General features: G+C 70.6%; 27 protein-coding genes. 10 read left to right on the top strand and 17 right to left on the bottom strand.

Translation table 11 applies throughout. The features are described from left to right. Positions 1–5: 5 nt before the first annotated feature. The 4 genes from AC3IYJ_RS18710 to AC3IYJ_RS18695 form a co-directional block, all read right to left on the bottom strand. Positions 6–1,577, bottom strand: a complete 1,572-nt coding sequence (locus tag AC3IYJ_RS18710) for an SCO6880 family protein (RefSeq protein WP_489402436.1) — start codon at positions 1,575–1,577, stop codon at positions 6–8. After that, on the bottom strand, positions 1,574–2,893 hold the full coding sequence (locus tag AC3IYJ_RS18705) for a hypothetical protein (RefSeq protein ID WP_489402435.1): 1,320 nt from the start codon (positions 2,891–2,893) through the stop codon (positions 1,574–1,576). Before AC3IYJ_RS18705 ends, AC3IYJ_RS18710 begins: the two co-directional genes overlap by 4 nt. Beyond that, a complete protein-coding gene (locus tag AC3IYJ_RS18700) occupies positions 2,883–3,719 on the bottom strand; it encodes a DUF8175 domain-containg protein (protein ID WP_489402434.1) in 837 nt (278 codons plus the stop codon). Before AC3IYJ_RS18700 ends, AC3IYJ_RS18705 begins: the two co-directional genes overlap by 11 nt. 85 nt (positions 3,720–3,804) lie before the next feature. Then, positions 3,805–4,113, bottom strand: coding sequence for a DUF8827 family protein (locus AC3IYJ_RS18695; RefSeq protein WP_136213834.1), 309 nt, complete (start codon positions 4,111–4,113; stop codon positions 3,805–3,807). 741 nt (positions 4,114–4,854) lie between these two features. Between AC3IYJ_RS18695 and AC3IYJ_RS18690 the strand changes: the two genes are divergently transcribed. Then, positions 4,855–5,196: a hypothetical protein gene (locus tag AC3IYJ_RS18690; protein ID WP_489402433.1), complete on the top strand. Its 342-nt coding sequence runs from the start codon at positions 4,855–4,857 to the stop codon at positions 5,194–5,196. Positions 5,197–5,305: 109 nt separating this feature from the next. Here AC3IYJ_RS18690 and AC3IYJ_RS18685 read toward each other — a convergent pair whose 3' ends face one another. Both AC3IYJ_RS18685 and AC3IYJ_RS18680 read right to left on the bottom strand, forming a co-directional pair. Continuing rightward, complete coding sequence (locus tag AC3IYJ_RS18685) at positions 5,306–5,593, bottom strand: hypothetical protein (protein WP_489402432.1); 288 nt, start codon at positions 5,591–5,593, stop codon at positions 5,306–5,308. A 149-nt stretch (positions 5,594–5,742) separates the two neighbouring features. Further along, positions 5,743–6,693, bottom strand: coding sequence for a pentapeptide repeat-containing protein (locus AC3IYJ_RS18680; RefSeq protein WP_489402431.1), 951 nt, complete (start codon positions 6,691–6,693; stop codon positions 5,743–5,745). Between AC3IYJ_RS18680 and AC3IYJ_RS18675 the strand changes: the two genes are divergently transcribed. The 4 genes from AC3IYJ_RS18675 to AC3IYJ_RS18660 all read left to right on the top strand — a co-directional run bounded on the left by AC3IYJ_RS18675 (position 6,692) and on the right by AC3IYJ_RS18660 (position 10,370). Next, positions 6,692–7,300, top strand: a complete 609-nt coding sequence (locus tag AC3IYJ_RS18675; protein ID WP_489402430.1) for a LysE family translocator — start codon at positions 6,692–6,694, stop codon at positions 7,298–7,300. The two genes, AC3IYJ_RS18680 and AC3IYJ_RS18675, sit on opposite strands and share 2 nt — an antisense overlap. A gap of 82 nt (positions 7,301–7,382) precedes the next feature. Continuing rightward, a complete protein-coding gene (locus tag AC3IYJ_RS18670; protein WP_489402429.1) occupies positions 7,383–8,216 on the top strand; it encodes a thioesterase family protein in 834 nt (277 codons plus the stop codon). A gap of 215 nt (positions 8,217–8,431) precedes the next feature. Continuing rightward, positions 8,432–9,451, top strand: coding sequence for a C40 family peptidase (locus AC3IYJ_RS18665; protein ID WP_489402428.1), 1,020 nt, complete (start codon positions 8,432–8,434; stop codon positions 9,449–9,451). A gap of 214 nt (positions 9,452–9,665) precedes the next feature. After that, the gene (locus tag AC3IYJ_RS18660) at positions 9,666–10,370 is read left to right on the top strand and encodes a phosphatase PAP2 family protein (RefSeq protein WP_489402427.1); all 705 of its coding nucleotides are present in this window, start codon (positions 9,666–9,668) and stop codon (positions 10,368–10,370) included. A gap of 143 nt (positions 10,371–10,513) precedes the next feature. Here the strand turns inward: AC3IYJ_RS18660 and AC3IYJ_RS18655 are convergent, their stop codons facing one another. Then, positions 10,514–10,762, bottom strand: a complete 249-nt coding sequence (locus tag AC3IYJ_RS18655) for a hypothetical protein (RefSeq protein ID WP_489402426.1) — start codon at positions 10,760–10,762, stop codon at positions 10,514–10,516. Positions 10,763–10,866: 104 nt separating this feature from the next. Continuing rightward, the gene (locus tag AC3IYJ_RS18650; RefSeq protein ID WP_489402425.1) at positions 10,867–11,085 is read right to left on the bottom strand and encodes a hypothetical protein; all 219 of its coding nucleotides are present in this window, start codon (positions 11,083–11,085) and stop codon (positions 10,867–10,869) included. A gap of 308 nt (positions 11,086–11,393) precedes the next feature. Between AC3IYJ_RS18650 and AC3IYJ_RS18645 the strand changes: the two genes are divergently transcribed. Both AC3IYJ_RS18645 and AC3IYJ_RS18640 read left to right on the top strand, forming a co-directional pair. Next, positions 11,394–12,233, top strand: a complete 840-nt coding sequence (locus tag AC3IYJ_RS18645; RefSeq protein WP_489402424.1) for an SCO4651 family lipoprotein — start codon at positions 11,394–11,396, stop codon at positions 12,231–12,233. A gap of 165 nt (positions 12,234–12,398) precedes the next feature. Continuing rightward, on the top strand, positions 12,399–12,548 hold the full coding sequence (locus tag AC3IYJ_RS18640) for a hypothetical protein (RefSeq protein ID WP_489402423.1): 150 nt from the start codon (positions 12,399–12,401) through the stop codon (positions 12,546–12,548). A 65-nt stretch (positions 12,549–12,613) separates the two neighbouring features. On the opposite strand, the gene AC3IYJ_RS18635 is transcribed toward AC3IYJ_RS18640, so the two are convergent. Continuing rightward, complete coding sequence (locus AC3IYJ_RS18635; protein WP_489402422.1) at positions 12,614–12,961, bottom strand: metal-sensitive transcriptional regulator; 348 nt, start codon at positions 12,959–12,961, stop codon at positions 12,614–12,616. Positions 12,962–13,155: 194 nt separating this feature from the next. Here AC3IYJ_RS18635 and AC3IYJ_RS18630 point away from each other — a divergent pair, with 194 nt between their 5' ends. Then, a complete protein-coding gene (locus tag AC3IYJ_RS18630) occupies positions 13,156–13,776 on the top strand; it encodes a DUF47 domain-containing protein (protein ID WP_150519007.1) in 621 nt (206 codons plus the stop codon). 5 nt (positions 13,777–13,781) lie between these two features. Next, the gene (locus AC3IYJ_RS18625; protein ID WP_489402421.1) at positions 13,782–14,783 is read left to right on the top strand and encodes an inorganic phosphate transporter; all 1,002 of its coding nucleotides are present in this window, start codon (positions 13,782–13,784) and stop codon (positions 14,781–14,783) included. 143 nt (positions 14,784–14,926) lie between these two features. Here the strand turns inward: AC3IYJ_RS18625 and pstB are convergent, their stop codons facing one another. From pstB to mshD, 7 genes are all read right to left on the bottom strand, one after another. Further along, positions 14,927–15,703 carry a phosphate ABC transporter ATP-binding protein PstB gene (gene pstB, locus AC3IYJ_RS18620; RefSeq protein WP_328299559.1) on the bottom strand — a complete coding sequence of 259 codons (777 nt, stop codon included), beginning with the start codon at positions 15,701–15,703 and terminating at the stop codon, positions 14,927–14,929. 57 nt (positions 15,704–15,760) lie between these two features. Then, complete coding sequence (pstA, locus tag AC3IYJ_RS18615; protein ID WP_489402420.1) at positions 15,761–16,843, bottom strand: phosphate ABC transporter permease PstA; 1,083 nt, start codon at positions 16,841–16,843, stop codon at positions 15,761–15,763. Beyond that, positions 16,843–17,832 (bottom strand): phosphate ABC transporter permease subunit PstC, encoded by a 990-nt coding sequence (gene pstC / locus AC3IYJ_RS18610; protein WP_489402419.1) that lies wholly within the window; start codon positions 17,830–17,832, stop codon positions 16,843–16,845. Before pstC ends, pstA begins: the two co-directional genes overlap by 1 nt. A gap of 135 nt (positions 17,833–17,967) precedes the next feature. Continuing rightward, positions 17,968–19,104 carry a phosphate ABC transporter substrate-binding protein PstS gene (pstS, locus tag AC3IYJ_RS18605; RefSeq protein ID WP_489402418.1) on the bottom strand — a complete coding sequence of 379 codons (1,137 nt, stop codon included), beginning with the start codon at positions 19,102–19,104 and terminating at the stop codon, positions 17,968–17,970. A gap of 234 nt (positions 19,105–19,338) precedes the next feature. Next, on the bottom strand, positions 19,339–20,328 hold the full coding sequence (locus AC3IYJ_RS18600; RefSeq protein WP_489402417.1) for a CHAD domain-containing protein: 990 nt from the start codon (positions 20,326–20,328) through the stop codon (positions 19,339–19,341). Beyond that, a complete protein-coding gene (locus tag AC3IYJ_RS18595) occupies positions 20,309–22,639 on the bottom strand; it encodes an RNA degradosome polyphosphate kinase (protein ID WP_489402416.1) in 2,331 nt (776 codons plus the stop codon). Before AC3IYJ_RS18595 ends, AC3IYJ_RS18600 begins: the two co-directional genes overlap by 20 nt. A gap of 335 nt (positions 22,640–22,974) precedes the next feature. Further along, positions 22,975–23,916 carry a mycothiol synthase gene (gene mshD, locus AC3IYJ_RS18590; RefSeq protein WP_489402415.1) on the bottom strand — a complete coding sequence of 314 codons (942 nt, stop codon included), beginning with the start codon at positions 23,914–23,916 and terminating at the stop codon, positions 22,975–22,977. A 125-nt stretch (positions 23,917–24,041) separates the two neighbouring features. On the opposite strand from mshD, the gene AC3IYJ_RS18585 reads away from it, so the two are divergent. Further along, positions 24,042–25,865, top strand: coding sequence for a bifunctional metallophosphatase/5'-nucleotidase (locus AC3IYJ_RS18585; RefSeq protein ID WP_489402414.1), 1,824 nt, complete (start codon positions 24,042–24,044; stop codon positions 25,863–25,865). An 80-nt stretch (positions 25,866–25,945) separates the two neighbouring features. Here AC3IYJ_RS18585 and AC3IYJ_RS18580 read toward each other — a convergent pair whose 3' ends face one another. After that, a complete protein-coding gene (locus tag AC3IYJ_RS18580) occupies positions 25,946–26,725 on the bottom strand; it encodes an alpha/beta fold hydrolase (protein WP_489402413.1) in 780 nt (259 codons plus the stop codon). Positions 26,726–26,833: the final 108 nt, after the last annotated feature.

The following is a 26,833-nucleotide window of genomic DNA, read 5'->3' as shown; positions in this document are numbered from 1 at the left end:
TCCAGCTAGCGTCGGATGCCGGTGGCGAACGGCAGGGTGTTGACGAAGGCGCGGTGGTGCTCGCGGTCGCACCATTCGAGCTTCAGGTAGGACTTGCCCGCGGAGGCGCGGATGGTGCGCTTGTCGCGGGCGAGGGCCTCTGGGGAGCGGGAGGACACGGTGATGTACCCGACCAAGTTGACCCCGGCGGCGCCGCTCGCGAGGTCTTCGCCACGCTGGTCGAGCCGGCCGTGTGCGGCGATGTCGCGGGGGTCGACCGTGCGGTTCATCTTGGCGGCGCGGCTGGCGTCGGCCTCGTCGTTGGTCTTCTCCGTGAGCATGCGCTCGATGGCGATCTCGGTGGGTTCCAGGTCCATGGTGACGGCGACCGTGCGGATGACGTCGGGGGTGTGGACGAGGAGCGGGGCGAGGAAGTTGACGCCGACCGGGGTCATCGGCCATTCCTTCACCCAGGCCGTGGCGTGGCACCAGGGGGCGCGGGTGGAGGATTCGCGGGTCTTGGCCTGGAGGTAGGTGGGCTCGACGGCGTCGAGTTCGGCCGGCCAGGCGTTGCGCTTGGTCATGGCCTGGATGTGGTCGATGGGGTGGTCCGGGTCGTACATGGAGTGCACGAGGGAGGACAGCCGGCCCTGGCCGAGCGGCTGGCGGACGCGGATGTCGGCCTCGGCGAGGCGGGCGCAGATGTCGGTGAGTTCGCGGGCCATGACGATGGCGAGGCCGGCGTCGCGGTCGAGCTTGCGGCCCTTGTACGGGGTGCCCGCGCGGGCGATGGTGTTGGCCTCGGCGGCGAGTTCGCGCGTGAAGTGCATGCAGGCGACGAGGTACGCGCGGTGCTGCTCGGAGGAGGTGGAGACCATCGACTGGAGCTGCTCGTACGAATCGCGCAGCCAGACGGGGGCGTTGGTGTCGCCGCGCTGGGCCACGTCCTTGGCGTGCGCGTCGGGGTCGGCGGGCAGGGTGCGGGCGAGCATCTGGATGCGGGTGACGAAGCCGTCGCCGTTGGCCACGTGCTTGAGGAGGGTGCCGAAGCGGTCCACGAGGGCCTCTTGGTCCTCGCTGTCGCGCAGGCCGACGCCGGGGCCCTCGATCTCGATGGCGGCGGTGACGGTTCTGCGGTCGGCGTGCAGGAGCACGGCGATCTCGTCGGGGCCGAAGGGGGCGGCGAGCCAGTTGATCCGGCCGATGCCGGGGGGCGGGCCGACCTCGACCTCGCGGCCGTCGGAGGCGCGGACGCCGGCTTCCATGGTGCCCGAGCGGAAGGTCGTGCCGCGGCGCAGGGTGCGCTTGTAGCTGCGGTTGATCTCGAACCAGCGGTAGAAGGTGCGGCCGCGGTAGGGGATGTAGACGGCGGCGAGCGCGAGCATCGGGAATCCGGCGAGGGAGACGATGCGCAGGGCGAGGTCGGGGACGAGCAGTCCGCTCATCATGCCGAGGAACGCACCGGCGATGATCAGGGCGATCTCGCCGGTTTCGCGGTTCTTGCCGACGATCGCGTTCGGCCGGGCCCGGCCGATGAGATACGTGCGGCGGGGCGCGACCGGGTGGAGTTGGTGGAGCTGGTGGGACTGGGTCGTCACCGCCCGTCACCTCCTGTGTTCCTCGTGCTGGAGCCCGTACGGGGTGCGGGTGCTGCGGCGGACCCGCTGCCGGACCCTCCGGTTCCGCCGCCGGAGCCGCGGCTGCTGTGTGCGGCCATGCCTCCGGAGATCTGGTTGGCACCGCCGCCGCCTCCGCCGCTCGCGCGGTGGGCGCCGCCGCTTGCGCCGCCCCGGCTGCTGTGGGTCTTGATGCCCTGGGAGACGAGGGAGGCCGGGGAGCTGATGACGGCGGCCGCCTGGGCGCCGTCGGTGGCCTTGCTGCGGTTGGTGCGGGCGGAGGCGATCTCGTCGCCGAAGCCGGGGACGAAGCGGTAGATCATCGCCGAGGCGAAGATCGCCAGCAGGATGATGGCGAGGCCGGAGACGACGGCGGAGAAGGAGTCCGGGCCCTTTTCGCCGGCCAGGGCCCCGGCGAGGCCGAGGACGATGACGATGACCGGCTTCACGAGGATCACGGCGATCATGATGCCCGCCCAGCGGCGGACGTGGCCCCAGAGGTTGCGGTCGACGAGGCCGGCGTAGACGACGGTGCCGAGCAGGGCGCCGACGTAGAGGAGCGCGGCCCGGATCACGAGCTCGAGGCAGAGGACGCCGGCGGCGAGGACGGTGACCAGGGCGACCACGATCAGCATGATCGGGCCGCCGCCGATGTCGTCGCCCTTCTTGAGGGCCTCGGCGAAGGAGCCGAAGAACACGTCGGTCTGGCCGCCGGTGGCAGAGGCGATGACCTCGGTGACGCCGTCGGTGGCGGAGACGACGGTGTAGAGGATCAGGGGGGTGAAGGCCGAGGCGAGGACGGTGAGCCAGAGGAAGCCGATGGCTTCGGACATGGCGGTGGTGAAGGGGACGCCGCGGATGGCTCGTTTGGCGACGGCGAAGAGCCACAGGACGAGGGTGAGGATGGTGGAGGCGGCGAAGACGATGGCGTACTGCTTGAGGAAGGCGCCGTTGGTGAAGTCGACATTGGCGGTGCCGTTGACCGCCTTGCTGAGCTGGGCGACGATCCAGGCGGCGGCGTCGGCGCACCCCTTGGCCAGCGAGGAGAGCGGGTTGAGGGCATCGGGGGCGTTCGGCGCGAGCCCGGTACCGCCCGTTCCGGCGGGATTTCCGCCGCCGACGCTGCGCTCGCACGACTCCTTGACCGGTCCGAAGACCCCCTCGCACTTGTTGGAGGCCGAGCCCGACGGGCTCGGGGTGGGGGAGGGCGCTGCGACGGCCCGGGCGGACAGCAGGACCACTGCCGTCTGTACGGAGATCAGCGCTCCGGCAATACGGAAGCGGCGGCTACCGGGCATAGGTGAACCCTCCGAATTCCTTCACGGCCTTGCTGATGTCGTCGGACGTGGAGGCGGCTACGTCGCCGGGGACCGGGGCCGGGCCGTCCTGCTGGGTGTCGGCGCTGACCTTCCAGCCGTCGCCGGCCCAGGACAGTTCGAAGGTCCAGGTCTTCCAGGTGGTGCGCACGGGGTCCGTGGTCTTCGGGCCCGACATGCCGACCAGCCCGGTGTACCAGACCGCGACCTTCGCGGCGGTGGGTCCGTAGCTCTCGACCCGGGTGCCGATCGGGACGGCCCGGGTGACGAAGGTGCTGCCCTGTGGAGGGTTCCCGTTCGCGTCGAGCCCCAGCGTGGTGAGGAAGGCCGCCGAGTACGCGGTGTCCTGAGTGCCCTTCAGACGAGCCGCCGCCTCCGGCGTGTAGATGCCGTCCATGATGGCGTGGCGGCGGTCCCTTTTGAGCATTCCTTCGGAGCCGAGCGTCACGGTGTAGTTGGCGGCCGCCGACTGGGCGCCCTGCTCGTCGTGGGCGAAGCCCTTCGGGATGCCGTCGGTTCCGGTGGCTACGGGCTCGGTGCCGGTGGGTGCCGTCGGGTTGGCGGTCGCGGGTTTGTCCGAGGTGGGAGGCGCCTGCGGGGTGTGGGACTGGTTGGCGAAGGCGATGGCCGCGATCAGGAGGACCACCACGCCCACCACCGCGATCAGGCCCCGGGAGGCGCGGGGGGTGCGGCGGGGGGTGTTGTAGGGGTCTGAGGAGGACTCCGGGAGGCGGGTGCGGGTCTGGCCCGTGCCGCCGACTTCGCCGTGGCCCGCGCCGCCGCCACCGTATTGGTCGTCGTTGCTCATTCGGTGTTCGCCCCCTCCGCGTCGTACGACGGTAGCGCTGATATCCGCGTAGGCGCGGCGTAGTGAGTCCGCATCAGGGCTCTGGCTAGACGGCCATTCCGTAGACGATGGTGAAGAGGGTGCCGAGGGAGCCGATGATGAAGACGCCCGTCAGGCCGGCCACGATCAGGCCCTTGCCCTGTTCCGCGCTGAAGGTGTCGCGCAGGGCCGTCGCGCCGATGCGCTGTTTGGCCGCGCCCCAGATGGCGATGCCCAGGCAGAGGAGGATGGCGACTGCCATGACCACCTCGACCATGACCTTCGCTTCGTTGCCGAGACTGCCGAACGGCCCCCAGTTCGGGGCGATTCCGCCGATGATGGTGGTGATGTCGCCTTTTTCGGCTGCCAGGATCATGTAACTCACCGCCCCTGCATGGGTAGTTCCTGCTGCCCGTGCCCGGACGGCAGGGGTCACGCACTATCTTCGCTGATGAAACGCTGTCGCATGTCGACTTGACGGCTCTCTTTACCCGATCCGCGTTCCCACGCTCCGTCCGTGTGCTCTGACCTGGGCCCCGGCGGCGTGTGGGGGAAAGAACGTATGGTCACTCTGTGTATCACGCGGGGTGACCCCGGGCAATGATTGAGGTGCCGTCGTACAGGGTGACTGTCGAGTGGCCGCCATTCGGCTCAGTGGACCGGTGTGTCGTTCGACCAACCCGATGACATATGTCCGACATTCCGTCAGTCGTTCCATCCTCACGCGGTGTTGCGGGGGATGCTCCTCGTCGTTCGGTACGCAGGCGTGAGGAGTGGGTGACGGATGGGTTGCTTCAGCAGGGCGGGGCGACGGGCGACGTGGTGGGCCGGCGGGGTCGCGGTCCCGTTGGCGCTCCTGCTCGCGGGGGTTTCCGCTCCGGGGGCCGTGGCGGCGACCGCGGTGGGCGCGGCGGGCGGTGTCTGCGCGAAGCCCCGGGGGGACGACGACCTGAGGTCGTCCGGGAGCGTGGCGGCGAAGGCCGGGAAAGCGGGGAAAGCGGGGAAAGCGGGGAAGGCCGGGAAGGCGGTGCCCGCTGCTGCCGGTGGCGGGTGTCCGGGGCCGCCGGGGCCGCGCGGGCCGAAGGGTGAACGGGGGCCCAGGGGTGAGCGCGGGCCGATGGGCGAGCGGGGGCCGGCCGGGCCGTGCGTGGACATGGACTCGGTCAGGGGCCAGTCGGATCAGGAGCTCAGTGCCGCGCTCAGCCGGGGGCGGGTGTACCTGGGCCGGCGGACGGTGTCGGGGAACACGGTCGGTCCGTACTCCTGGAAGGACCTGACCACGCCGGCCAATCCCGGCTTCCCGAGGGACGCGTGCGGGGTGTCCATCACCTACAACGGCCTCTACCGGGCGTACGTGAAGGTGCTGACGACCGGCGGGGACGTTTCCGAGATCTTCTGCGACTACTCGGCCATGGGCGTCGTCTGTCCGCTGGGCTGGCAGGCCGTCGTCAGGCCCTGATGTCCGGCGGCCGGCTTCCGCGCCGGTGCCGCGCCCGGGGCACGAGCCGGGCGCGGCACCCGCGGGGTGTCCGGGTGTTGGCGGGTCGGGTAGGACGGGTGGCGGGTGGTTACGGGACGTAGAGGTTCGAGGCGAACGGCGCGAACCGGGTGTCTCCGGGGTGGATGACGTCGACGATGAAGCCGGTGCAGAAGCGGCCGCTGGTGACGAAGACGGGGTTGTCGGTGTGGTTCGTCACCGAGGCGGGGCCGTTGTGCGTGATGCAGCCGGACGGTTCGTGGAGCGGGTAGCCGTTGATGACCAGTTCCCCCGAGGACGCGTGCGCGGAGCCGCCGAGGCCGAGTGCGAGGGTGGCGGCGGCCGCGAGGGTGCCGAGGGTCGTGGTCAGTCGTCGCATGGTGAGGAACCTCCAGTGGTCCGGTCGATGACGATCATCTTCCGGTTGCGTGGCTCACCGTATTGGGTCAGTTGCACATCGTCACGGTCGGTGCGGGGCGTACGGATGCGCGAGGGGCGCACATGTGTCCTGCGGGCGCCGGTGACGGGCTACGCGAGCCAGTGGGCCGGGTGGGTCAGGTGGGGCGGGAGCTGGGTGGCGGGGGTGCCCTTGGCCGCGTTGAGCTGGGGCTGGGTGAGGAAGAGGGCCTCGCGCAGGTCGGCACCGCACAGGTTGGTGTCGCGGAAGTCCGCGCCGATCAGGTCGGCGGAGCGCAGGTCGGCGCCGCTGAGGTCGGCCGCGATCAGGTAGGCGCCGCGCAGGTTCGCGCCGCGCAGGTCCGCGCCGGAGAGGCGGGCGCCCATCAGGTCGCCGCCGCGGTGGTTCTTCTTGCGGCCCGGCACCTTGGCCCGTACGAGCTCACTGGCCTTCAGGAGGAGGGTGTTGACCTCCTGGCGCAGGGGGCCGATGTCGAGGGCCGCGAGGGCTTCGGGGGTGGCTTCGGTCCAGCGAGCGGTGTCGGCCAGGGCCGAGCGCAGCTGGGTGTGGACCGGGCGGGCGGCCGGGAGCGCGAGGGCTTCGGAGATGTAGAGGAGCAGCTCGTGCAGGTGCCGCATCACGGGGAAGACCTCGTACATGGCGCCGGCGGTGCCGGGGTGGGTGCGCCAGTCGCGGCCGCCGAAGGTGACCTGTGAGACCTGCTGTCCCGCGCCGAAGCAGTCGAAGACCGTGCAGCCCTGGAAGCCCGTGTCGCGCAGCCGGGTGTGGATGGAGCAGCGGAAGTCCTGCTGGAGGTTCTTGCAGGGGGTGCCGGCGGGCTTGTTCACGGCGAAGTCGGTGGACTTGGCGAACGGCAGGGCCACGCAGCAGAGAGCGAAGCAGTTCGCGCAGTCCGCCTGCAGGACAGGGAGAGGGGGGCGCGAAGGCGAGGCGGGAGGAGACTTGGGCACGTCGCCATTGTCCCCCGGTGGGGGAGGCGGGGTGTCCGGCGGACGTCCGGTGGGTGGCGGGATGCGCAAAGCCCTTGATCGCGGGGGAGGGCGCGGCGAGCATCGGCTCATGACCGAACTGCTGGCAGTCGCACTCATCACCTTCCTCGCCGTCGTCAGTCCGGGCGCGGACTTCGCCATGGTGGTCCGCAACAGTTACCTCTACGGGCGCCCCACCGGCCTGCTCGCGGCCGCCGGGGTCGCGGCCGGCGTGCTGGTCCACGTCTCGTACACGATGCTCGGCGTCGGCCTGCTGATCGCCTCCTCCGCCGGGCTGTTCACGGCGATCAAGCTCGCCGGCGCCGCGTACCTGGTGTGGATCGGGGTGAAGACCTTCCGGTCGCGGGCCGAGGTGACCGTGGACCTGGAGGAGAGGGCCGGGCTGACGCCGTTCGGGGCGCTGCGGACCGGGTTCCTGACCAATGTGCTCAATCCGAAGACCACGCTGTTCGTCGTCTCCACCTTCACCCAGGTGGTCGGGCCGGGGACGCCTGTGTGGCAGCAGGCCGGGTACGGGCTGTTCATGTCGGCGGCGCATCTGGGCTGGTTCGGGGCGGTGGCGCTGTTCTTCTCCAACTCGCGGCTGCGCGACCGGATGCTGAAGGCGCAGAAGGCGCTCAACCGGGCCATCGGCTCGGTGCTGGTGGGACTCGGGGTGGGGCTGGGCTTCGCCCGCTGAGGCCCGCGGAGGCTTTCCGGGGTCCGCCGGGCCCCGTCCGAGGTCTGGCGAGGCCGGGTTACCTGTCGGTAGCGTGCCGCGCATGGGCGATGCAGAAGCTGTTGAGGGCGTAGAAGGCGTAGAAGGGTTCTACGAGCGGATCGACGCGGGCCGGTTCCGTGCCACCGCCTACACGCGCGGGCCGTGGGATCCCGGCGCGCAGCACGCCGGTCCGCCGGCCGCGCTGCTCGGGCGGGCCATCGAGGAACGGCCCGACGCGCGGCAGGACATGAGGATCGCCCGCATCACCTACGAGATCCTGCGCCCGGTGCCGCTGGGGCCGTTGGAGCTCACCACCAGCGTGCTGCGGGCGGGCCGCGGCACCGAGGTGGTCGAGGCCGCGCTCGCTCCGGCCGGGGCCGCGCCCGTGATGCTGGCGCGGGCCCTGCGGATCCGGGTGGCGGAGGACTCCGTACCGGCCGTGGTGCCGGGGCCGGAGCTGCCGCCGCCCGGGGAGGTGGGGGTGACGCCGTTCTTCCCGGTGCCGTGGGAGACGGGCTACCACTCGGCGATGGAGACGCGTTTTACCGAGGGGGCCTTCGTCGAACTCGGGCCCGGGACCTGCTGGATGCGGATGAGGGTGCCGCTGGTCGCGGGGGAGGAGCCCAGGCCGCTGGACCGGATCCTGGTCGCGGCGGACTCGGGCAACGGCATCAGCTCGGTGATGGACTTCGGTCGCTACGTCTTCGTCAACGGCGACCTCACCGTCCACCTGCACCGCCATCCGGTGGGCGAGTGGGTGTGCGTGGAGGCCCGTACGAGTGTGGACGGGGCCGGGATCGGTCTCGCGGACGCCCGGCTGCACGACGAGAAGGGGCCGATCGGGCGGAGCGCGCAGAGCCTGTTCGTGGCGCCCCGGGCTGTGGGCGGGAAATAGGGCGGGTGGGCGGGGTCGGTCGGCTCGGTCGACTCGACCGTCTGGGGCGGCGGCAGGAAGTACGTCGTATATTCCGATGAGTTCGGCCGATTCCCCCGGCCGTTGGGCTCAATGGCTTGCGGCATAACGGTTTCCACGGCGCCCCCAAACGGGATGATTCGACACGGGGTGGCGGGAGCTCCGGGAAAAGCCGTTCGATGGGGGAAGGTTGGCGGGTGCGCAGACTCTGGGTGGTCGGTGGAATCAGCTTCGGGGCGTGCCTGTGCTTTCTCGCCCTGCTCGTCGTCGGTACGTACTCGGCCGCCGCGGGCATCGCCAGTGGCGGCGGCGGTGGCCTCGTGGGGCTCACCAAGGGGGCCGTGCCGGGCAAGTACCAGAGCCTCGTGGAGAAGTGGGGCCGGCTCTGTCCCACGCTCACCCCGCCCGTGCTGGCCGCGCAGCTCTACTCGGAGAGCGGCTGGAACCCGAGCGCGGTGAGCCCGGCGGACGCCCGGGGCATCGCGCAGTTCATTCCGGGGACCTGGGCCACGCACGGCATCGACGGCGACGGTGACGGCGACCGCGACATCTGGGATCCCAACGACGCGATCCCGTCCGCGGCTTCGTACGACTGCGAGCTGGCGCGCTACGTGTCCAAGGTGCCGGGCGATCCCGTCGCCAACATGCTGGCGGCCTACAACGCGGGCCCGGGTGCGGTGACGCAGTACCAGGGCGTCCCGCCGTTCCAGGAGACCCAGGGGTACGTGAAGACGATCACGACCCTCGCCAAGAGCTTCGCGGCCCCCGTGGGCCGGGTGGCGCCCTCGCAGCAGGCCGCCGGGGCGATCTACTTCGCGCAGAAGCAGTTGGGGACGCCGTACCTGTGGGGCGGCAACGGGACGGCCGACCAGGGCGGGCGGTTCGACTGCTCGGGGCTGACCAAGGCCGCGTACGAGTCGGTGGGGATCGAGCTGCCGCGGGTGGCGAACGACCAGTACAACGCCGGTTCGCATCCCGCGCGGGCGGATCTGCTGCCGGGGGATCTGGTCTTCTTCTCCGACGATCTGACGAACTCTCGGGAGATCCGGCACGTCGGGCTCTACGTGGGCGGCGGCTACATGATCAACGCCCCGTTCACCGGCGCCGTGATCCGCTTCGACAAGATCGACACGCCCGACTACTTCGGTGCGACCCGGGTCACCAAGGACGGTGCGGAAGCCCTGCCGAAGCGCGAGGGCGCCGGCAACGCAGCGTGAACCAAAGGCCCTGAGCTGCGACGATGAGTCACTCTTCGATAACGTTGGAGTGATCATTCGGTGGAGAGTGGAACGCGGGCGCCGCAACGGCCGTTCCATGGTCAAGGGGACCGAACCACATACTGGATCATCGAGTTGATCACTGGGGGCGTAGGGGCACACACAGGGGTGTGTCCGCAGGGGTACCAAGGCAAGGGCAAGGGGCCGCATCACCATGGCTGGACTCACAACAGGTGGGCCGAACGTGGATGTAAGCCTGCTGTACGAGATCAACGGACTGGCCCGGCAGGCCCCGCACTGGCTGGACCGGGTGGTCTCGGTCGTCGGTGAGTACGGGATCCTGCTGGCCCTCGTGCTCCTGGTGCTGTGGTGCTGGCGCGGGGCGCGCCGGCTGGACGAGGCCGCGGCCGTCGAATCCTTCGCCGCGCTCGTGTGGGCGCCGCTCGCCGCCGGGGCCGCGCTGCTCCTGAACATCCCGCTGCGGGAGTTCGTGGGCCGGCCGCGGCCGGCCGCGCAGCACGGCGGGGTCGAGGTGCTGGATTCCGGCGCCGGCATCGGACACAGCGCGTTCTCGTTCGTCAGCGACCACTCGACGCTCGCGATGGCGCTGGGCGTCGGCCTGTTCGTCGCCCACCGCAGGCTCGGCTTCGTCGGGATCGGGCTGGCTCTGCTGGAGGGCTTCACCCGCGTCTACATGGGCGTGCACTACCCGACCGACGTCATCGGCGGCTTCGCGCTGGGCACCGCGGTGGTGCTGCTGCTCGCCCCGCTCGCGATGGCCCTGCTGACCCCGGTGGTGCGGGCCGTGGCCCGTTCGCCGCGGCTGGGCGTACTGGTCCGCGCGCGCGGCCGGGTAGTGGCCCGGCCGGTGGACCTGCCGCAGGCCCAGGGGCCGCGGGACAAGGGACTCGCCGCGTAGAGCGGGGCCCGGTGTGCGCCGCCCCGTGGTTCAAGGGCGGCCGTAGCGGTCCCAGGCCGACAGGAGGAGGGCCGCCAGGAGGCAGAGGGCGGCCACTGCGAAGCAGAGGCGGACCGCCGCGGGGCGGGAGCGCGGGGGCAGGGTCACGGTTCGCCGCCGCCGTCCGTGCCGTCCGAGGGGGAGTCCGTGTCCTCGCGGCGGTAGCGCGAGCGCAGCCACAGGCCGGTAGCGGCGGCCGCGGTGGTGGTGACCCCGATGGCCAGGACGACATCGCCGGGCCCGTCGGCCGTTCCGACGGGGCTGGCACGGGCCGGTGCGGCCGTTGCGGCCGGGGCGAGTGCGATCAGCAGGGCCCAGAAGAGGGCGGCGAGTCGTGGCGCGGGTCCGGGCATGGGTCAAGGGCATCCGCTCCCGCAGACGTCGGCCACCCGGACCGTCCGAACGGGCGAACGAGGTGCCGGACCGGCCGGGGCCGGTGGCAGGGGCGGACTCGGGGCTACTGCGTGACGTGGGCTCCGGCGTCCTTGCGGGCCAGGTCGCGGGAGCGGCGGGCCGGGCCGCGCCAGCCGCAGCTGCAGACGGCCAGGCAGAAGGAGCCCCGGTCCGCGGTGCTCGTGGTGTGTCCGGCGGGCGGGCGGTCCGATGTCCCCGGGTCTCGGGGCAGCGGCACGTCGGCAAGCGGAGGGACGAGAGTCGCTTTGGTGTGCGGTTCCACGGCACCACGGTACCCGGGCCGGACCGGCTGCGGGACTGTCCTGCGCGGGCGGATCCTCCGGAGCCCGGCCGGGTGCACGGTCGATGGTCGGACGGTTGTTTGCCCGAGTGTGTGCCGTGGTGTGCGCCCCGGCGCGCGGACCGGCCCCGGGGCTCCCACCGGTTCGCGCGGGGTTCACAGGGAGGTTTCGCGGAGTTGGTGAGCCGTTCGAGGAAGGGCCGGGGCCGTGACGGGAGCCCCGGGACCTCGTTAAGCGGAGTGGGTGGGCCTCGGGCAAACAGCGGTCACGCGTTGGGGGTTGGCAGGCGATGGTGGTGCACCGGCACAGGATGCGGCTGGGACGCGCGGGCGGGACGGCGTTCGCCGTCGGCCTGGCCCTGACGTCGGCGGCGTTGAGCGGGTGCGGCGGCGAAGCGGCCGCCGGGGACGACGGCCGCCCCAGCGGCGACCCGGTGGCCACGATCCGCGGAGCCGCCGACGTGCTGGCGAGGACCGGCAGCGCGCGGGCCCGTACGGCGATGGAGATGGCGACCGGCGGCACCAGGGTCACCATTCGCGGCGAGGGCGGGGTCGATTTCAAGAACCGGATGGGCCAGCTCCTGGTCATGCTCCCGGACGACGCCAAGGGCAAGGCCGAACACCGGCCCATCACCGAGCTGCTGGTGCCCGGCGCGCTCTACATGAAGAACCGGGGCGCGGGCGTCCCCGACGACAAGTGGGTACGGGTGGACACGACGGCCCTGGCCGACGGGAACCTCGTCACGGGCGGGGCCACCGACCCGATGGCCGCCGCCGAGCTGCTGCGCGGCGCGCAGGAGGTGACGTACGTGGGCGAGACCGAGGTGGCGGGGACCAAGGTGCGGCACTACCGGGGTACGACCGACATCGTGCGGGCCGCGGCGGATGCCTCGCCGGCGGTGAAGGGTGCGCTGGAGGCGGCGGCGAAAGGGTTCAGCAAGGACGCGGTGCCGTTCGACGCGTACCTCGACGCGGAGGGCCGGCTGCGCAAGGTCCGGCACCGTTTCACCTACGTCAACAACGGCGTGATCGATGTCTCCTCCACCACGCTGCTCTACGGGTTCGGGACTCCGGTCACCGTGGTCCTGCCGGCGGCGGGCGACATCTACGCGGGGAAGATCGCCGACTAGCGGTGCGGGCCCGTGCCGGGCGGCGCGATCGGGCCATGGTCGGCCGTCGGTCCCGTGTGAGGGGCCGGAAATGGTCCATCCGTGTCATGCGCGCGGCGCCCTCCCGTCCCTACGCTGAGGACCCGGGCGCCGGCGACCCGACGACGGCAGAGAGAGGCGGAACGCGTGACTCCCGCAGGCGGTACGACGGTGCAGGACTACGTGGCCCTCGCCGAGATCGAGTTGTGCGGCGAGCTGATCATCGCGGCCTCGGCCGCGAACGAGGACCGGCTCAGCCAGGACCGCATCGACGAAGTGCTGATGACGCAGTACTGATGACGCAGTACTGATGGGGCGCCGGCCGCCCGTCCGCCCCACCCGTCCGCCCGCCCGCCGAAACCTCAGGTCCGCAGCAGCCGTGCGATGGCCTTCGTCGCTTCCTCGACCTTGGCGTCGATCTCGCCCCCGCCCTTGACGGCCGCGTCCGCGACACAGTGCCGCAGGTGCTCCTCCAGCAGCTGGAGCGCGAAGGACTGGAGCGCCTTCGTGCTCGCCGAGACCTGGGTGAGTATGTCGATGCAGTAGACGTCCTCGTCGACGAGGCGCTGGAGTCCCCGGATCTGGCCCTCGATCCGGCGCAGCCTCTTGAGGTGCTCGTCCTTCTGGTGGTGGTAGCCGTGCACGGCTGCGGCCGCCACGGCCTCGGTGCCCGCTTCGGCTCCGGAGCCCTCCGCCTGGATGGCAGTCATGCGTCCTCCCGTGGTCCGGAATGAGGGGTGCATACCCCTCATGGGTATATGATACCGGGCCCCGTCCGCAGAGGCAGGGGCCCGTGGTCCTCACTCTGCCTGATGGAGGACACTGGGGAACTGCCGGTTAGCCGTGGCCGGGGGATGCGCCTAGCATCAGCCTGACCGAATCCAATGCACCCCGAGGACCTCACGTGCGATTTCGTCTGACCCCCAGGGAGACGAGCTTCTACGACATGTTCGCCGCATCCGCGGACAACATCGTCACGGGCTCCAAGCTCCTGATGGAACTGCTCGGAGCGGACTCCTCCGCCCGAGCCGAGATCGCGGAGCGGATGCGGGCAGCGGAGCACGCGGGGGATGACGCCACCCACGCGATCTTCCACCAGCTCAACTCCTCCTTCATCACGCCGTTCGACCGCGAGGACATCTACAACCTGGCGTCCTGCCTCGACGACATCATGGACTTCATGGAGGAGGCGGTCGACCTGGTCGTCCTCTACAACGTGGAGGAGCTCCCCAAGGGCGTCGAGCAGCAGATCGAGGTACTGGCGCGCGCGGCCGAGCTGACCGCCGAGGCCATGCCGCACCTGCGGACCATGGAGAACCTGACCGAGTACTGGATCGAGGTCAACCGCCTCGAGAACCAGGCCGACCAGATCCACCGCAAGCTGCTCGCCCAGCTCTTCAACGGCAAGTACGACGCCATCGAGGTGCTCAAGCTCAAGCAGATCGTCGACGTGCTCGAAGAGGCGGCCGACGCGTTCGAGCACGTCGCGAACACGGTGGAGACCATCGCGGTCAAGGAGTCCTGAACCTCGTGGACACCTTCGCTCTGATCGTGACCATCGGTGTCGCGCTCGGTTTTACGTACACCAACGGTTTCCACGACTCGGCGAACGCGATCGCGACCTCGGTCTCGACCCGCGCGCTGACCCCGCGCGCCGCGCTCGCGATGGCCGCGGTGATGAACCTCGCCGGTGCCTTCCTGGGCAGCGGGGTCGCCAAGACGGTCAGCGAGGGCCTCATCGAGACGCCCCACGGCAACCGGGGCATGTGGATCCTCTTCGCGGCGCTGGTCGGCGCGATCGTGTGGAACCTGATCACCTGGTACTTCGGCCTGCCCTCGTCCTCCTCGCACGCGCTGTTCGGCGGCATGGTGGGCGCGGCGCTGGCGGGCGGCACCGAGGTGCTGTGGTCGGGCGTGCTCGACAAGGTCGTCATCCCGATGTTCGTCTCGCCGGTCGTCGGCCTCGTCGTCGGTTACCTGGTGATGGTCGCCATCCTGTGGATGTTCCGCCGCTCCAACCCGCACAAGGCCAAGCGCGGTTTCCGCATCGCGCAGACGGTCTCGGCGGCCGGCATGGCCCTCGGCCACGGTCTGCAGGACGCGCAGAAGACCATGGGCATCGTGATGATGGCCCTGGTCATCGCCGACGTGCAGAACGCGGGCGACGAGATTCCGGTCTGGGTCAAGATCGTGTGCGCCGTGATGCTGTCGCTGGGTACCTACGCGGGCGGCTGGCGGATCATGCGGACCCTCGGCCGCAAGATCATCGAGCTGGACCCGCCGCAGGGCTTCGCGGCGGAGACCACCGGCGCCTCGATCATGTTCGGTTCGGCCTACCTCTTCCACGCGCCGATCTCCACCACCCACGTGATCACCTCGGCGATCATGGGTGTGGGCGCGACCAAGCGGGTGAACGCGGTCCGCTGGGGCGTGGCCAAGAACATCATCCTCGGCTGGTTCATCACCATGCCGGCCGCGGCGCTCGTCGCCGCGGTCTGCTTCTGGATCGTGAACCTGGCCTTCGTGCAGTAGCGGTATCCGTACGGCAGGAACGAAAGCGGGCCGGCTCCCCCCACCCAGGGGGAGCCGGCCCTTTCGCCTTGCGGTGGCACCGCCATGCAGCACCGCAGGACGTTCAGCACCCACGCGGCACGGCCGCATGGAGTCTCGCGGGTTTAGCCGAAGCGGCCCGAGATGTAGTCCTCGGTCGCCTGCACGGACGGGTTCGAGAAGATCCGGTCCGTGTCGTCGATCTCGACCAGCTTTCCGGGCTGGCCGACCGCGGAGAGGTTGAAGAAGGCGGTGCGGTCGGAGACGCGGGCCGCCTGCTGCATGTTGTGCGTCACGATGACGATCGTGAAGCGTTCCTTGAGCTCGCCGATCAGGTCCTCGATGGCGAGGGTGGAGATCGGGTCGAGGGCCGAGCAGGGCTCGTCCATCAGGAGGACCTGGGGCTCGACCGCGATGGCGCGGGCGATGCACAGGCGCTGCTGCTGGCCGCCGGAGAGGCCGGAGCCCGGCTTGTTCAGGCGGTCCTTGACCTCGTTCCAGAGGTTGGCGCCCTGGAGCGACTTCTCGACGATGTCGGTCAGCTCGGACTTCTTGAAGGAGCCGTTCAGCCGCAGGCCCGCCGCCACGTTGTCGAAGATCGACATGGTGGGGAAGGGGTTCGGGCGCTGGAAGACCATGCCGACCGTGCGGCGGACCGCGACCGGGTCCACGCCGGGGCCGTACAGGTTCTCGTCGTCCAGCAGCACCTTGCCCTCGACGCGGCCGCCGGGGGTGACCTCGTGCATGCGGTTCAGGGTGCGCAGGAAGGTGGACTTGCCGCAGCCGGAGGGGCCGATGAAGGCGGTCACGGAGCGGGGCTCCACGGTCATCGAGATGTCGTCGATGGCCTTGTGGGTGCCGTAGAAGGCGGACAGTCCGCTGACGTCGATTCGCTTAGCCATGAGGGGTCACTTCGCTTTCGGGTGGTCACTGCGGCGGAGCCGCTAATGGGCTCGCTTTTAGCGACCGGTCTTGGGAGCCTTCCAGCGGGCGATGCCGCGGGCCACCAGATTGAGGATCATGACGAAGGCGATCAGGACGAGCGCTGCGGCCCATGCCCGGTCGTAGGAGGCTTCACTGCCGACCTTGTACTGCTCCCAGATGTACAGGGGGAGCGAGGACTGGGCGCCTTCGAAGGGGTTGTTGTTGATCAGCTGGGAGCCGAAGACCAGCAGCATGATCGGCGCGGTCTCGCCCGCGATTCGGGCGACGGCCAGCATCACGCCGGTGGAGATCCCGCCGATGGCGGTGGGCAGCACGACCTTGAGGATCATGCGCCACTTCGGCACACCGAGGGCCAGGGCGGCCTCGCGCAGCTCGTTGGGGACGAGCTTGAGCATCTCCTCGGTGGAGCGGACCACGACGGGCATCATCAGGATCGACAGGGCCAGCGAGCCGGCGAAACCGGAGGGGCCGAAGCCGAGCATCAGGTTCCAGGTCGTCAGGATGAACAGACCCGCGACGATGGAGGGGATGCCGGTCATGACGTCGACGAAGAACGTCACGGCCTTGGCGAGCGAGCCCCGGCCGTACTCGACCAGGTAGACGGCGGTCAGCAGGCCGATGGGCGCGGAGATCGCGGTGGCCAGGCCGACCTGCTCGATGGTGCCGAGCAGCGCGTGGTAGACGCCGCCGCCGTGGTCGAAGGAGGTCACGCCGTTCATCGAGTGGCTGAGGAAGTTGCCGTCGAGGAGCTTGATGCCGCGGCTGATGGTGGTCCACAGGAGCGAGAGCAGCGGGACGACCGCGAGCAGGAAGCAGACCCAGACGACGGAGGTCGCGACCCGGTCCTTGGCCTGGCGGCGGTTCTCGATCAGCGCGCTGGCCGTGTACGTGATGACCACGAACAGGATGGCGGCGAGCAGACCCCACTGGATCCGGCTGTGGAGGCCGAAGACGGCGCCGAGGCCGCAGCCGAGGGCGACCGAGAGGACGGCGATGCCGGCCGGGGCCCAGCGGGGCAGGCTGCCCTGCGTCAGGCTGGTGGGGGCGACGGACGTGCGGGCCCGGGAGGGGCGCGGGTCCTGGAGTGCGTGGCTCATCAGGCGTTCGCCCCCGAGAAGTCCTTGCGACGGGCGATGATCAGCCGGGCGGCGCCGTTGACCAGCAGGGTGAGCAGGAAGAGCACGAGACCGGAGGCGATCAGGGCGTCGCGGCCGAACTCGTTGGCCTCGTCGAACTTGGCGGCGATGTTCTGCGCGAACGTGCCGCCGCCCGGGTCCAGGATGTGGCCGGAGATCAGGAAGCTCGGGGACAGCACGGTGGCGACGGCCATGGTCTCGCCGAGCGCGCGGCCGAGGCCGAGCATCGAGGCGGAGATGACTCCGGAGCGGCCGAAGGGCAGCACTGACAGGCGGATGACCTCCCAGCGGGTCGCGCCGAGGGCCAGTGCGGCTTCCTCGTTCATGCGCGGGACCTGCAGGAAGACCTCGCGGCTGACGCTGGTGACGATCGGGAGGATCATGATCGCGAGCAGGATGCCGACGGTGAAGAGCGAGCGCGCGACGCCGACCTGGGTCTTGTCGAAGACGTAGGTCCAGCCCATGTACTCGTCGAGCCAGGAGTTCAGGCCGCCGAGGTACGGGACGAGGAAGAGCGCGCCCCAGATGCCGTAGATGATCGAGGGCACTGCGGCGAGCAGGTCGACCACGTAGGCGAGGGGGGAGGCCAGCTTGCGCGGCGCGTAGTGCGAGATGAAGAGGGCGATGCCGACAGCGATCGGAACCGCGATGACCATCGCGATGATCGAGCTGACGACGGTGCCGAAGAGCAGGACGGCGATGCCGAAGACGGGGGGCTTGGCCGACGCGTTCCAGTCGAACGTGGTGAGGAAGTTGCCCTCGTTGTCGGCCAGGGCGATCGAAGCGCGGTAGGTGAGGAAGACGGCGATCGACGCCATGATCACCAGGAGCAGGATGCCGGAGCCCTTGGAGAGGCCGGCGAAGATCTTGTCACCGGCGCGGCCGGTGGACCTTCCGCTCTTGGCGACAGGCGGAGCCGTGTCTATCTGGGTGGGTGTGGTGGAAGCCATGGTCTTTCCGGTCTGGATGGGGGGCAGGCCCCCTGGCGGCGGTGCACCGGATCCCCTGGGTGGAGGGGAGGGTCCCCGGGCCGGGCCGCTCTCCCCGGACGGGGGGAAGCGGCCCGGATGGTCCGGGGGTCTGGATCAGGCGAGCTTCGCGATGACCTCGCGGACCTTGGCGTTGATCTCGGTCGGGATCGGGGCGTAGCCGATCTCGGAGAGCGCCTTCTGGCCGGCGTCGGAAGCGGTGTAGTTCAGGAAGGACTTCACGGTCGGGAGCGTCTCGGCCTTGTTGCCCTTGTCGCAGACGACCTCGTAGGTGACCAGGACGATCGGGTAGGCGCCGTCGGCCTTGGTGGTGTAGTCGAGCTTCAGCGCCAGGTCGTCGCCGGTGCCGGCGATCTTGGCGGCGGCGATGGCCTTGGAGGCGTTCTCGCTGCTGGCCTTGACCGGAGCGGCGGCGCCCGTGTTCACGTCCACGGTCTTGATGGACTGCGAGGAGGCGTAGGAGAGCTCGAAGTAGCCGATCGCACCGTCAACGGCCTTGACCTGCGAGGCGACACCGGCGGAGCCGGAGGCGGCCTGGCCACCCGGGGCCGGCCACTTCTTCGCGGCGTCGTAGGACCAGGCGTCGGGGGCCGCGGCCTTGAGGTACTTGCCCAGGTTCTCGGTGGTGCCCGAGTCCTCGGAGCGGTGGAAGGCCTGGATCGCGGTGGAGGGAAGCGTGACGCCGGGGTTCAGCTTCTTGATCGCCTCGTCGTCCCACTTCTTGATCTTGTCGTTGAAGATCGCGGCGATGGTGGGGGCGTCCAGCGTCAGCTTGTCCACGCCGGCGACGTTGAAGCCGATCGCGATCGGGCCGCCGACCATCGGCAGGTCGATGCCCTGACCGCCGGTGCAGACCTTCTTCGACTCCTCGACGGCGTCGGGCTTCAGCGCGGAGTCCGAACCGGCGAAACCGACCGTGCCCTGGTTGAACGCGACGATGCCTTCACCGGAGGAGGAGGACTTGTAGTTCACCTCGACGCCGGAGCAGGCCGCCATGTAGTTCTTGATCCACAGGTCGACCGCGTTCTTCTGCGCGGAAGAGCCGGAGGCGAGCAGCTTGCCCTTGGCGCCGTCGCACTTGATGTCGCTCGGGGCGGTGCTCGGCTTGCCGGACGCGGAGGCGTCGGTCTTGGTGTTGTCGTCCGAGCCGCACGCCGTGAGGACCAGGGCACCGGACACGACGAGGGCTCCGAGGACGGAGGCGCGGAGCCGGTTCTTGCGCTGAAGCTTCACTTTCGGGTGTTTCCTTCCAGAAGCCGCCGGCCGCTTTCTGTATCGGGGCGGCGTGCGAAGAGGACTACGTCGGGTGCTCGGGGGAATCGTTCGCCTTCGCGGTGACTCGCACCTTGCATCTACGAAGTTAGGCAGATCAGGTGAAGCGGCCGACCGGGGTAGGTGAACGGATGGTGAACCGTGACGGACGGGGTGGTGTGTCCGGCCCGGTTCGCACCCTGCCGTAATCCGGCGTTATCTTGCCGTTACCGATACGTGACCGGTTTCGGCCTCTGGAAGGGCGTGGCCGGATTTCGGCTGCCAGATGTGGCAGAAGGTCAGCCGGGAGGCCTCGACCTCGTGGCGCTGATCCGCGTGCAGGATGCCCAGGGCGTAGGCCGTCGCCGGGGCGATACGGGGCGTGCGCGCGGCCGTGGCCGAGGCCGCCGCGGCCTCTGCCGCGTCGCGGTGGCGGTCCAGGGCCTCGCCCGCGGCCGCCTGCCGGGCCACGTCCTCGCCCAGCGCCTCCCGTGCGTAGCGGTGTACCCGCAGGAGGCGGCGTACCTCGTTCCAGGGGCCGTCGTGGTCCGCGTTGTACGGGTGCGAGGGGCAGGGGGCGGGGAGGGAGGCCACCGCCGCGGACAGGCGGGATCCGGCCACTTCCGCCAGCGGTACGAGTACCTCGTCGACCCGGCCCCGGGCCGCGACCACGTCCAGCGGGACCTCTGAGGCCAGCACCGCCACCGCGTCCGCGACCGCGTGGAAGCGGGAGGAACCCAGCGCCTGGAGCGTGGCGGAATGGGCCCGGGTGCGCGCCAGGGTGAGCTGGCGCTCCAGCAGGGCGCCGGCGCGCGCCGAGCCCACGGTGAGGGATCCGGAGGCGGCGCCCCGGGGGGCCGGCACCTCGGGGGAGCCCGAAAGCCGGTGCAGGGCGTCCATCAGCCGGGTCAGGCGGGCGGCGTACGCGTGCTCGTCGGCCAGGGTCGCGGAGAGCCAGACCAGCTCGGTGCGCAGCGAGTCCGCCCAGGCGGAATCGGTCACCGCCCTGAAGGTGGAGAGGGAAGAGGCGATGCGGCGCGCGGCCCCCCGCAGGCTGCGCGCCGCCTCGGTGCCCTCGGCCGCGTCGGCCCCGCTCTCCTCGTGCAGGCGCAGTCCGCGCAGGAACGCGGTGGCCTGCGAGCGCAGGTAGACGCCGAGCACGTCACCTGCCGTAATCGCGGTCGGGTCATGGTTTGGCTGAGCCACGCCGGCGCCTCCGGGCGTCTATGAGCATCTCCTGAACGTGCCGCAGCGGCTGGCCCTCGCTGTCCGTGCTGTGCCGGGTCCATTCGCCGTCCGGGCCCAGGTGCCAGGAGGAGGTGGCGTCGGACATGCCGGTTTCCAGCAGTCGGTCCAGTGCCGCGCGGTGGGCCGGGTCGGCGACCCTGACCAGTGCCTCGATACGGCGGTCGAGGTTGCGGTGCATCATGTCGGCGCTGCCTATGTACACCTCGGGTTCGCCGCCGTTGCCGAAGGCGAAGACCCGGGAGTGCTCCAGGAAGCGGCCGAGGATCGAGCGGACCCGGATGTTCTCCGAGAGCCCGGGGACCCCGGGGCGGATCGCGCAGATGCCGCGGACCCAGATGTCGATGGGCACCCCCGCCTGCGAGGCCCGGTAGAGGGAGTCGATGAGCGCCTCGTCGACGATGGAGTTCATCTTGAGGCGCACGTACGCGGGGCGGCCGGCCCTGTGGTGGGCGGCCTCCTTGTCGATGCGGGAGACCAGGCCGCCGCGCAGCGAGCGCGGTGCCACGAGCAGCCGGCGGTAGGTCTCGCGGCGCGAGTAGCCGGACAGCCGGTTGAAGAGGTCGGAGAGGTCGGCGCCGACCTGCGGGTCGGCGGTGAGCAGCCCGAGGTCCTCGTAGAGCCGTGCCGTCTTGGGGTGGTAGTTGCCGGTGCCGACGTGGGAGTAGCGGCGCAGCTGGTCGCCCTCCTGACGGACGACGAGCGACAGCTTGCAGTGGGTCTTGAGGCCGACGAGGCCGTAGACCACGTGGCAGCCGGACTCCTCCAGCTTGCGGGCCCACTTGATGTTGGCCTGCTCGTCGAAGCGTGCCTTGATCTCGACGAGCACGAGGACCTGCTTGCCCGCTTCGGCGGCGTCTATCAGGGCGTCCACGATCGGGGAGTCGCCGGAGGTCCGGTACAGCGTCTGCTTGATCGCCAGGACGTCCGGGTCGGCCGCGGCCTGCTCCAGGAAGGCCTGCACCGAGGTGGAGAAGGAGTCGTACGGGTGGTGCAGCAGCACGTCCCGTTCGCGCAGCGCGGCGAAGATGTCGGGGGCGGACGCGGACTCGACCTCGGCCAGGTCGCGGTGCGTGCCGGCGACGAACTTCGTGAACTTCAGCTCCGGCCGGTCCAGCGAGGCGATGCCGAAGAGCGCGGTCAGGTCCAGCGGGCCGGGCAGCGGGTACACCTCGGAGGCGTTGACCTTCAGCTCCTGCACGAGGAGGTCCAGGACGCCGGGGTCGATGGACTCCTCGACCTCCAGGCGGACCGGCGGGCCGAAGCGGCGCCGCATGAGCTCCTTCTCCAGGGCCTGCAGGAGGTTCTCGGCGTCGTCCTCCTCGACCTCCAGGTCCTCGTTGCGGGTCACGCGGAACATGTGGTGCGCGAGCACCTCCATGCCGGGGAACAGCTCCTCCAGGTGCGCGGCGATGACGTCCTCCAGCGGGACGTAGCGCTGCGGGGAGGCCTCGAGGAAGCGGGAGAGGAGCGGCGGGACCTTGACCCGGGCGAAGTGGCGGTGGCCGCTGACGGGGTTGCGCACGACGACGGCCAGGTTCAGGGAGAGGCCGGAGATGTACGGGAACGGGTGCGCGGGGTCCACGGCCAGCGGGGTGAGCACCGGGAAGATCTGGTTGCGGAACAGCGTGAAGAGGCGCGCCTGCTCCTTCTCGGTGAGGTCGTTCCACCGGATGAGGTGGACGCCTTCCTCGGCGAGCTGGGGGGAGATGTCCTGCTGGAAGCAGGCGGCGTGGCGGGCCATGAGCTCACGGGAGCGGGTCCAGATCTGGTCCAGCACCTCGCGGGGCTGCAGCCCCGAGGCCGAGCGGGTGGCGACGCCGGTCGCGATGCGGCGCTTGAGGCCGGCGACGCGGACCATGAAGAACTCGTCGAGGTTGCTCGCGAAGATCGCCAGGAAGTTCGCGCGCTCCAGGAGCGGCGTCGTCGGGTCCTCGGCGAGCTCCAGGACGCGCTCGTTGAAGGCCAGCCAGCTGCGTTCCCGGTCGAGGAAGCGGCCCGCGGGCAGCTCGCCGCCGTCCTTGTCGTCGTAGGCGTCCAGGTCCGCGTCGAGATCCGGTTCCAGATCGACGTGCGGGCGGTGGGCGGCTATGGAACCGAGGCGGGCGTGGGCGCCGCTGGCGGCGCGCGCGGCTACGGCCTCGGGGGTGGCGGCCGCCGCGGCCACGGAGGCGGAGACGTCCGCGGCCGTGGGTGCGGACGGTGATGCGAACGTGTGCGACGGGTGCTGGGCGGGGACGTCGGTGGGGCCTGCGCTGGGCTTGTGGCTCATGACTCCATTCTTCCGCGCACGCGGGAGGACAGGCGCGTCGGAAGTGTCGGCTGTCAGTCGGAGTCGGGGCTGCATGCGATCAGCTTCGCCAGCGCGCATTAATGCCTGGTTAATGGCGTATGGCTTCCGGGGGCCGGGCGGACGGCTGCGCGGGTCGGCTGCGCCGTGCGGGTGATGGGTGAGCCCGGGCTGCGTCCCCGGACCGGGGGCTCCGCCCGAGGACCTGGGGCTCGCCCCGGACCCCGCGCCTCAAACTCCCCCAGACTTCGTCCGGGGGGACCCCCTGACGGGGCTGGATTTTGGCGGGGCCGGAGTGCCATCAGCCCCGCCAGGGGTCAGCTCTCCGTGCGGTACATCAGGTCGATCTCGTGGGTGGTGAAGCCGAGGCCCGCGTAGACGGCCAGGGCCGCCGGGTTGTCGGCGTCCACGTAGAGCATGGCGGTGGGGAGGCCGGCGGCCGCGAGGTGGTGCAGGCCGATCGCGGTGAGGGCCTTGCCCAGGCCGCCGCCCTGCGCGCCGGGGCGCACGCCGACCACGTAGACCTCGCCGAGCTGCTGCTCGGCGTGCACCTTCGTCCAGTGGAAGCCGACGAGTTCGCCGTCGCGTTCGGCGAGGAAGAAGCCCTTGGCGTCGAACCAGGGCTGCGCGATCCGGTCGTTGAGGTCCCGCTGGGTGAGCGAGCCCTGCTCGGGGTGGTGGGCGAAGGCGGCGGCGTTGACGGCGAGCCAGGCGGCGTCGTCGGCCCCGGGCACGAAGGTGCGTACGGTCACGCCCGCGGGCAGGACCGGCTCCGGCAGCGGAGCCGCGTCCGTACCGGCCCCGCCGAGCGGGCGGCGCAGCTGGCGCAGCTCGCGGAACAGGGTCAGGCCGAGGACCTGCGCGAGGTGGCGGGCGGCGGACTTGCCGCCGTGGGCCCAGACCCGGATCCGCTTGCCGGAGGCGGCCAGCAGGGCCGTGCCCAGCGCCCGGCCGTGGCCGCGGCCGCGCATCGAGGGGTGGACGACCAGCTCGGCGGCGGGCGCCTCCACCGGGTCGGTGTCCTCCAGTTGCCCGTATCCGGCGAGCCGGCCCTTCTCGGTGAGCAGGAAGTGCCGGATCCCCTCGCGCGCTCCGCCGCGCAGCTGGAGGCGGCCCTGTTCGGACACGGCGGTGGTGGCGTCGGTGCGGGCCGCGTCCGCGATCAGGGCGAGGACGGCGTCGGCCTGCTCCTCCGTCAGCTCGTCGAGGGTCTGGATCTGCCGTCCCGGCTCCAGGGCCGTTGCTGCGTCGTCAGTCATGGGGCGAGCCTACGACTCTTGCATGTAACCAGCTCGATACCCCGTACCCCCTGTCGCGCTACGCGCGTTGACAATAGGCTGCGGCGAACCTCCCAAGTCGTATCGCTGTCCACAAAGGGGAACAAATGTCAGCGACGCCACAACGGCACCGCCGAGCCCGCCGGTTGACCCTCACCGCTCTCGCCGTCACGGCGGCGGCCGGTGCGATGGTCGCCGCCGCACTGCCGGCCGGTGCCGCGAGTGGTGGCGGTGCAGGCTCCGACCACGGCCGCACCGTCGACGTGCAGATGCTGTCCTTCAACGACCTCCACGGCACCCTGGAGCCCCCGCAGGGCTCCTCCGGCAACGTGACCGAGCGTCAGGCCGACGGCACCACCAAAGCCATACCCGCAGGCGGTGTCGAGTACCTGGCGACCGGCCTGCGCGAGGCCCGCAAGGGTCACCCGTACTCCGTCACCGCGGCGGCCGGCGACATGATCGGCGCCAGCCCGATGCTGTCCGGCCTCTTCCACGACGAGCCGACCATCGAGGCGCTCAACGACCTCAAGCTGGACGTCACCAGCGTGGGCAACCACGAGTTCGACGAGGGCAAGACCGAACTGCGCCGCATGCAGTACGGCGGCTGCCACCCGGTCGAGGGCTGCTTCGAGTACGGCAAGACCTTCGAGGGCGCCGACTTCAAGTACCTCGCCGCGAACGTGGTGGACGAGAAGACCAAGCGCCCGATGATGAACCCCACCTTCATCTGGAAGAAGGGGGACGTGAAGATCGGCTTCATCGGCGTCACCCTGGAGGGCACTCCCGACGTCGTGACCGCCGACGGGGTCAAGGGCCTCAAGTTCGGCGACGAGGTCGAGACGATCAACAAGTACGCCGAGCAGCTGAACAAGCAGGGCGTGAAGTCGATCGTGGCGCTGATCCACGAGGGCGGTCTGCCCGCGAGCGGCGCGTACAACTACGACTGCAACGTGCCGGGCGCAGGCGCCGGGATCTCCGGTGCCATCGTCGACATCGCGAAGAACGTCTCGCCGAAGGTCGACGCCCTGGTCACCGGCCACACGCACCAGGCGTACGCGTGCAACATCCCCGACCCGGCGGGCAACCCGCGCACGGTCACCTCGGCCGCCTCGTACGGCCGGCTGTTCACGGACACCACGCTCACGTACGACCGCAAGACCAAGGACATCGTCCGTACGCCGGTCACCTCGCCGAAGCCGGTGCAGAAGGTCGTCACCCGCGACCAGCCCAAGGCTCCGGACCTGACCGCGCTGATCCAGCGGTGGAACGCGCTGGCCGCGCCGATCGCGAACCGTCCGATGGGCTACATCTCCGCCGACATCCCGGGCCGCGGCTCGGAGTCCTACGAGAAGCCGCTCGGCGACGTGATCGCCGACGCGCAGCTCGAGGCGCTGTCCCCGGCCGCCAAGGGCGGTGCGCAGCTCGCCATCATGAACCCGGGCGGCATCCGTGCCGACCTCGCCTACAAGGCGGCGGGCAGTGAGGGCGACGGCGTGGTGACGTACGGCGAGTCGTACACGGTCCAGCCGTTCACCAACATGATGAACATCGTGGACCTGACCGGCGCCCAGCTGATCACCGCGCTGCAGCAGCAGGTCAGCGGCCCGGTCAACGGCCCGAACCCGAAGATCCTGCAGATCTCCAAGGGCTTCACCTACACCCTGGACACCACGAAGGCGGGCGCGGACCGCATCGTCGTGGACTCGGTGAAGCTGGGCGGTGTGCCGATCGACCCGGCGAAGACCTACCGCGTCGCGATGAACGAGTTCCTCGCGGGCGGCGGTGACGGCTTCACCGTCCTGAAGGAGCACAAGAACAAGCTGGTGGGCGCGTCCGACCTGGACTGCTTCAACGCCTACCTGGCCGGTCACTCCTCGGCGGCGGCGCCGCTGGCTCCGCCGGTGGCGGACCGGATCACCGTCATCAAGTAGGTAGTACGTCAGTACGTCAGTACGCGCGAGGGGCGGTGGGCCGTGACGGCCCACCGCCCCTTCGGCGTTCCCGGTGGCCGTCAGTGGTCGGCCAGGAACGTCCGGATGGCGCCGTGGAAGCCCGCCGGGTCGGTGAACGGCAGGAAGTGCTCGCCCTCCAGGGGCGTGTACGAGGCCCCGGGCCGCTTGGCGACCATCGCGTCGGCCTGCGCCTGCGGGAGCGAGGTGCTGCGGGTGCCGTGGATCAGCAGCGCCGGGCAGGTGCCGGCGAGCCAGGCGGCCCAGTGGTCGCCGCGGCAGGCCTCGACGGAGTCGAGCATGTCCTGCGGGTTGAACGGCAGCCGCCAGCCCCCGTCGGGGAGCGGGCGCAGGGCCTGAGCCACGAACTGGGAGCCCACCGGCCCGGCCGCGTCGAGGAGTTCCTCGCGGGTGGGCGCGGTGTAGCGCATGGCCCGGAGGAACTCCATCCACCCGCCGTCCGCGGGGTCGATCTCCACGGCGGCCTCGGCGTTGACGAGCACCGAGATCCGGTCGGGGTGGGCGGCCGCCAGGTGGACGGCGTTGAGCCCGCCGAGGGAGTAGCCGAGGAGGGCGACGGGGGCGTCCAGGCCGAGGTGGTCGAGGAGCGCGACGGCGTCGGAGACGTAGCCGGCCCGGTCGTAGTCGGCGGCGCGGTCGGAGTCCCCGTGGCCGCGCTGGTCGGGGGCGATGACCCGCCAGTCGTCGCCCAGGGCCTCGGCGAGGCCGGCGAAGGCGAGGCCTTCGGACATGCCCCCGTGCAGTGCGAGCAGGGGACGGCCGGGGCCGCCGAAGTCCAGGTACGACAGCGTGCGGCCTTCGATGGTCAGCGTGTGGCGCATGGTTCGGCTCTCCCCTGCTCGTCCTGCGGGGACTGTGTGTCCCGCGGTGTCTGATCCGAGCCTGCCAGGATTTGGGCAAGCGCGCAATACGAATGTCTTGGGCAGTTG

This window comes from Streptomyces sp. GL_140 (assembly GCF_057834465.1).
This window is presented reverse-complemented; position numbering and strand designations above follow the sequence as displayed.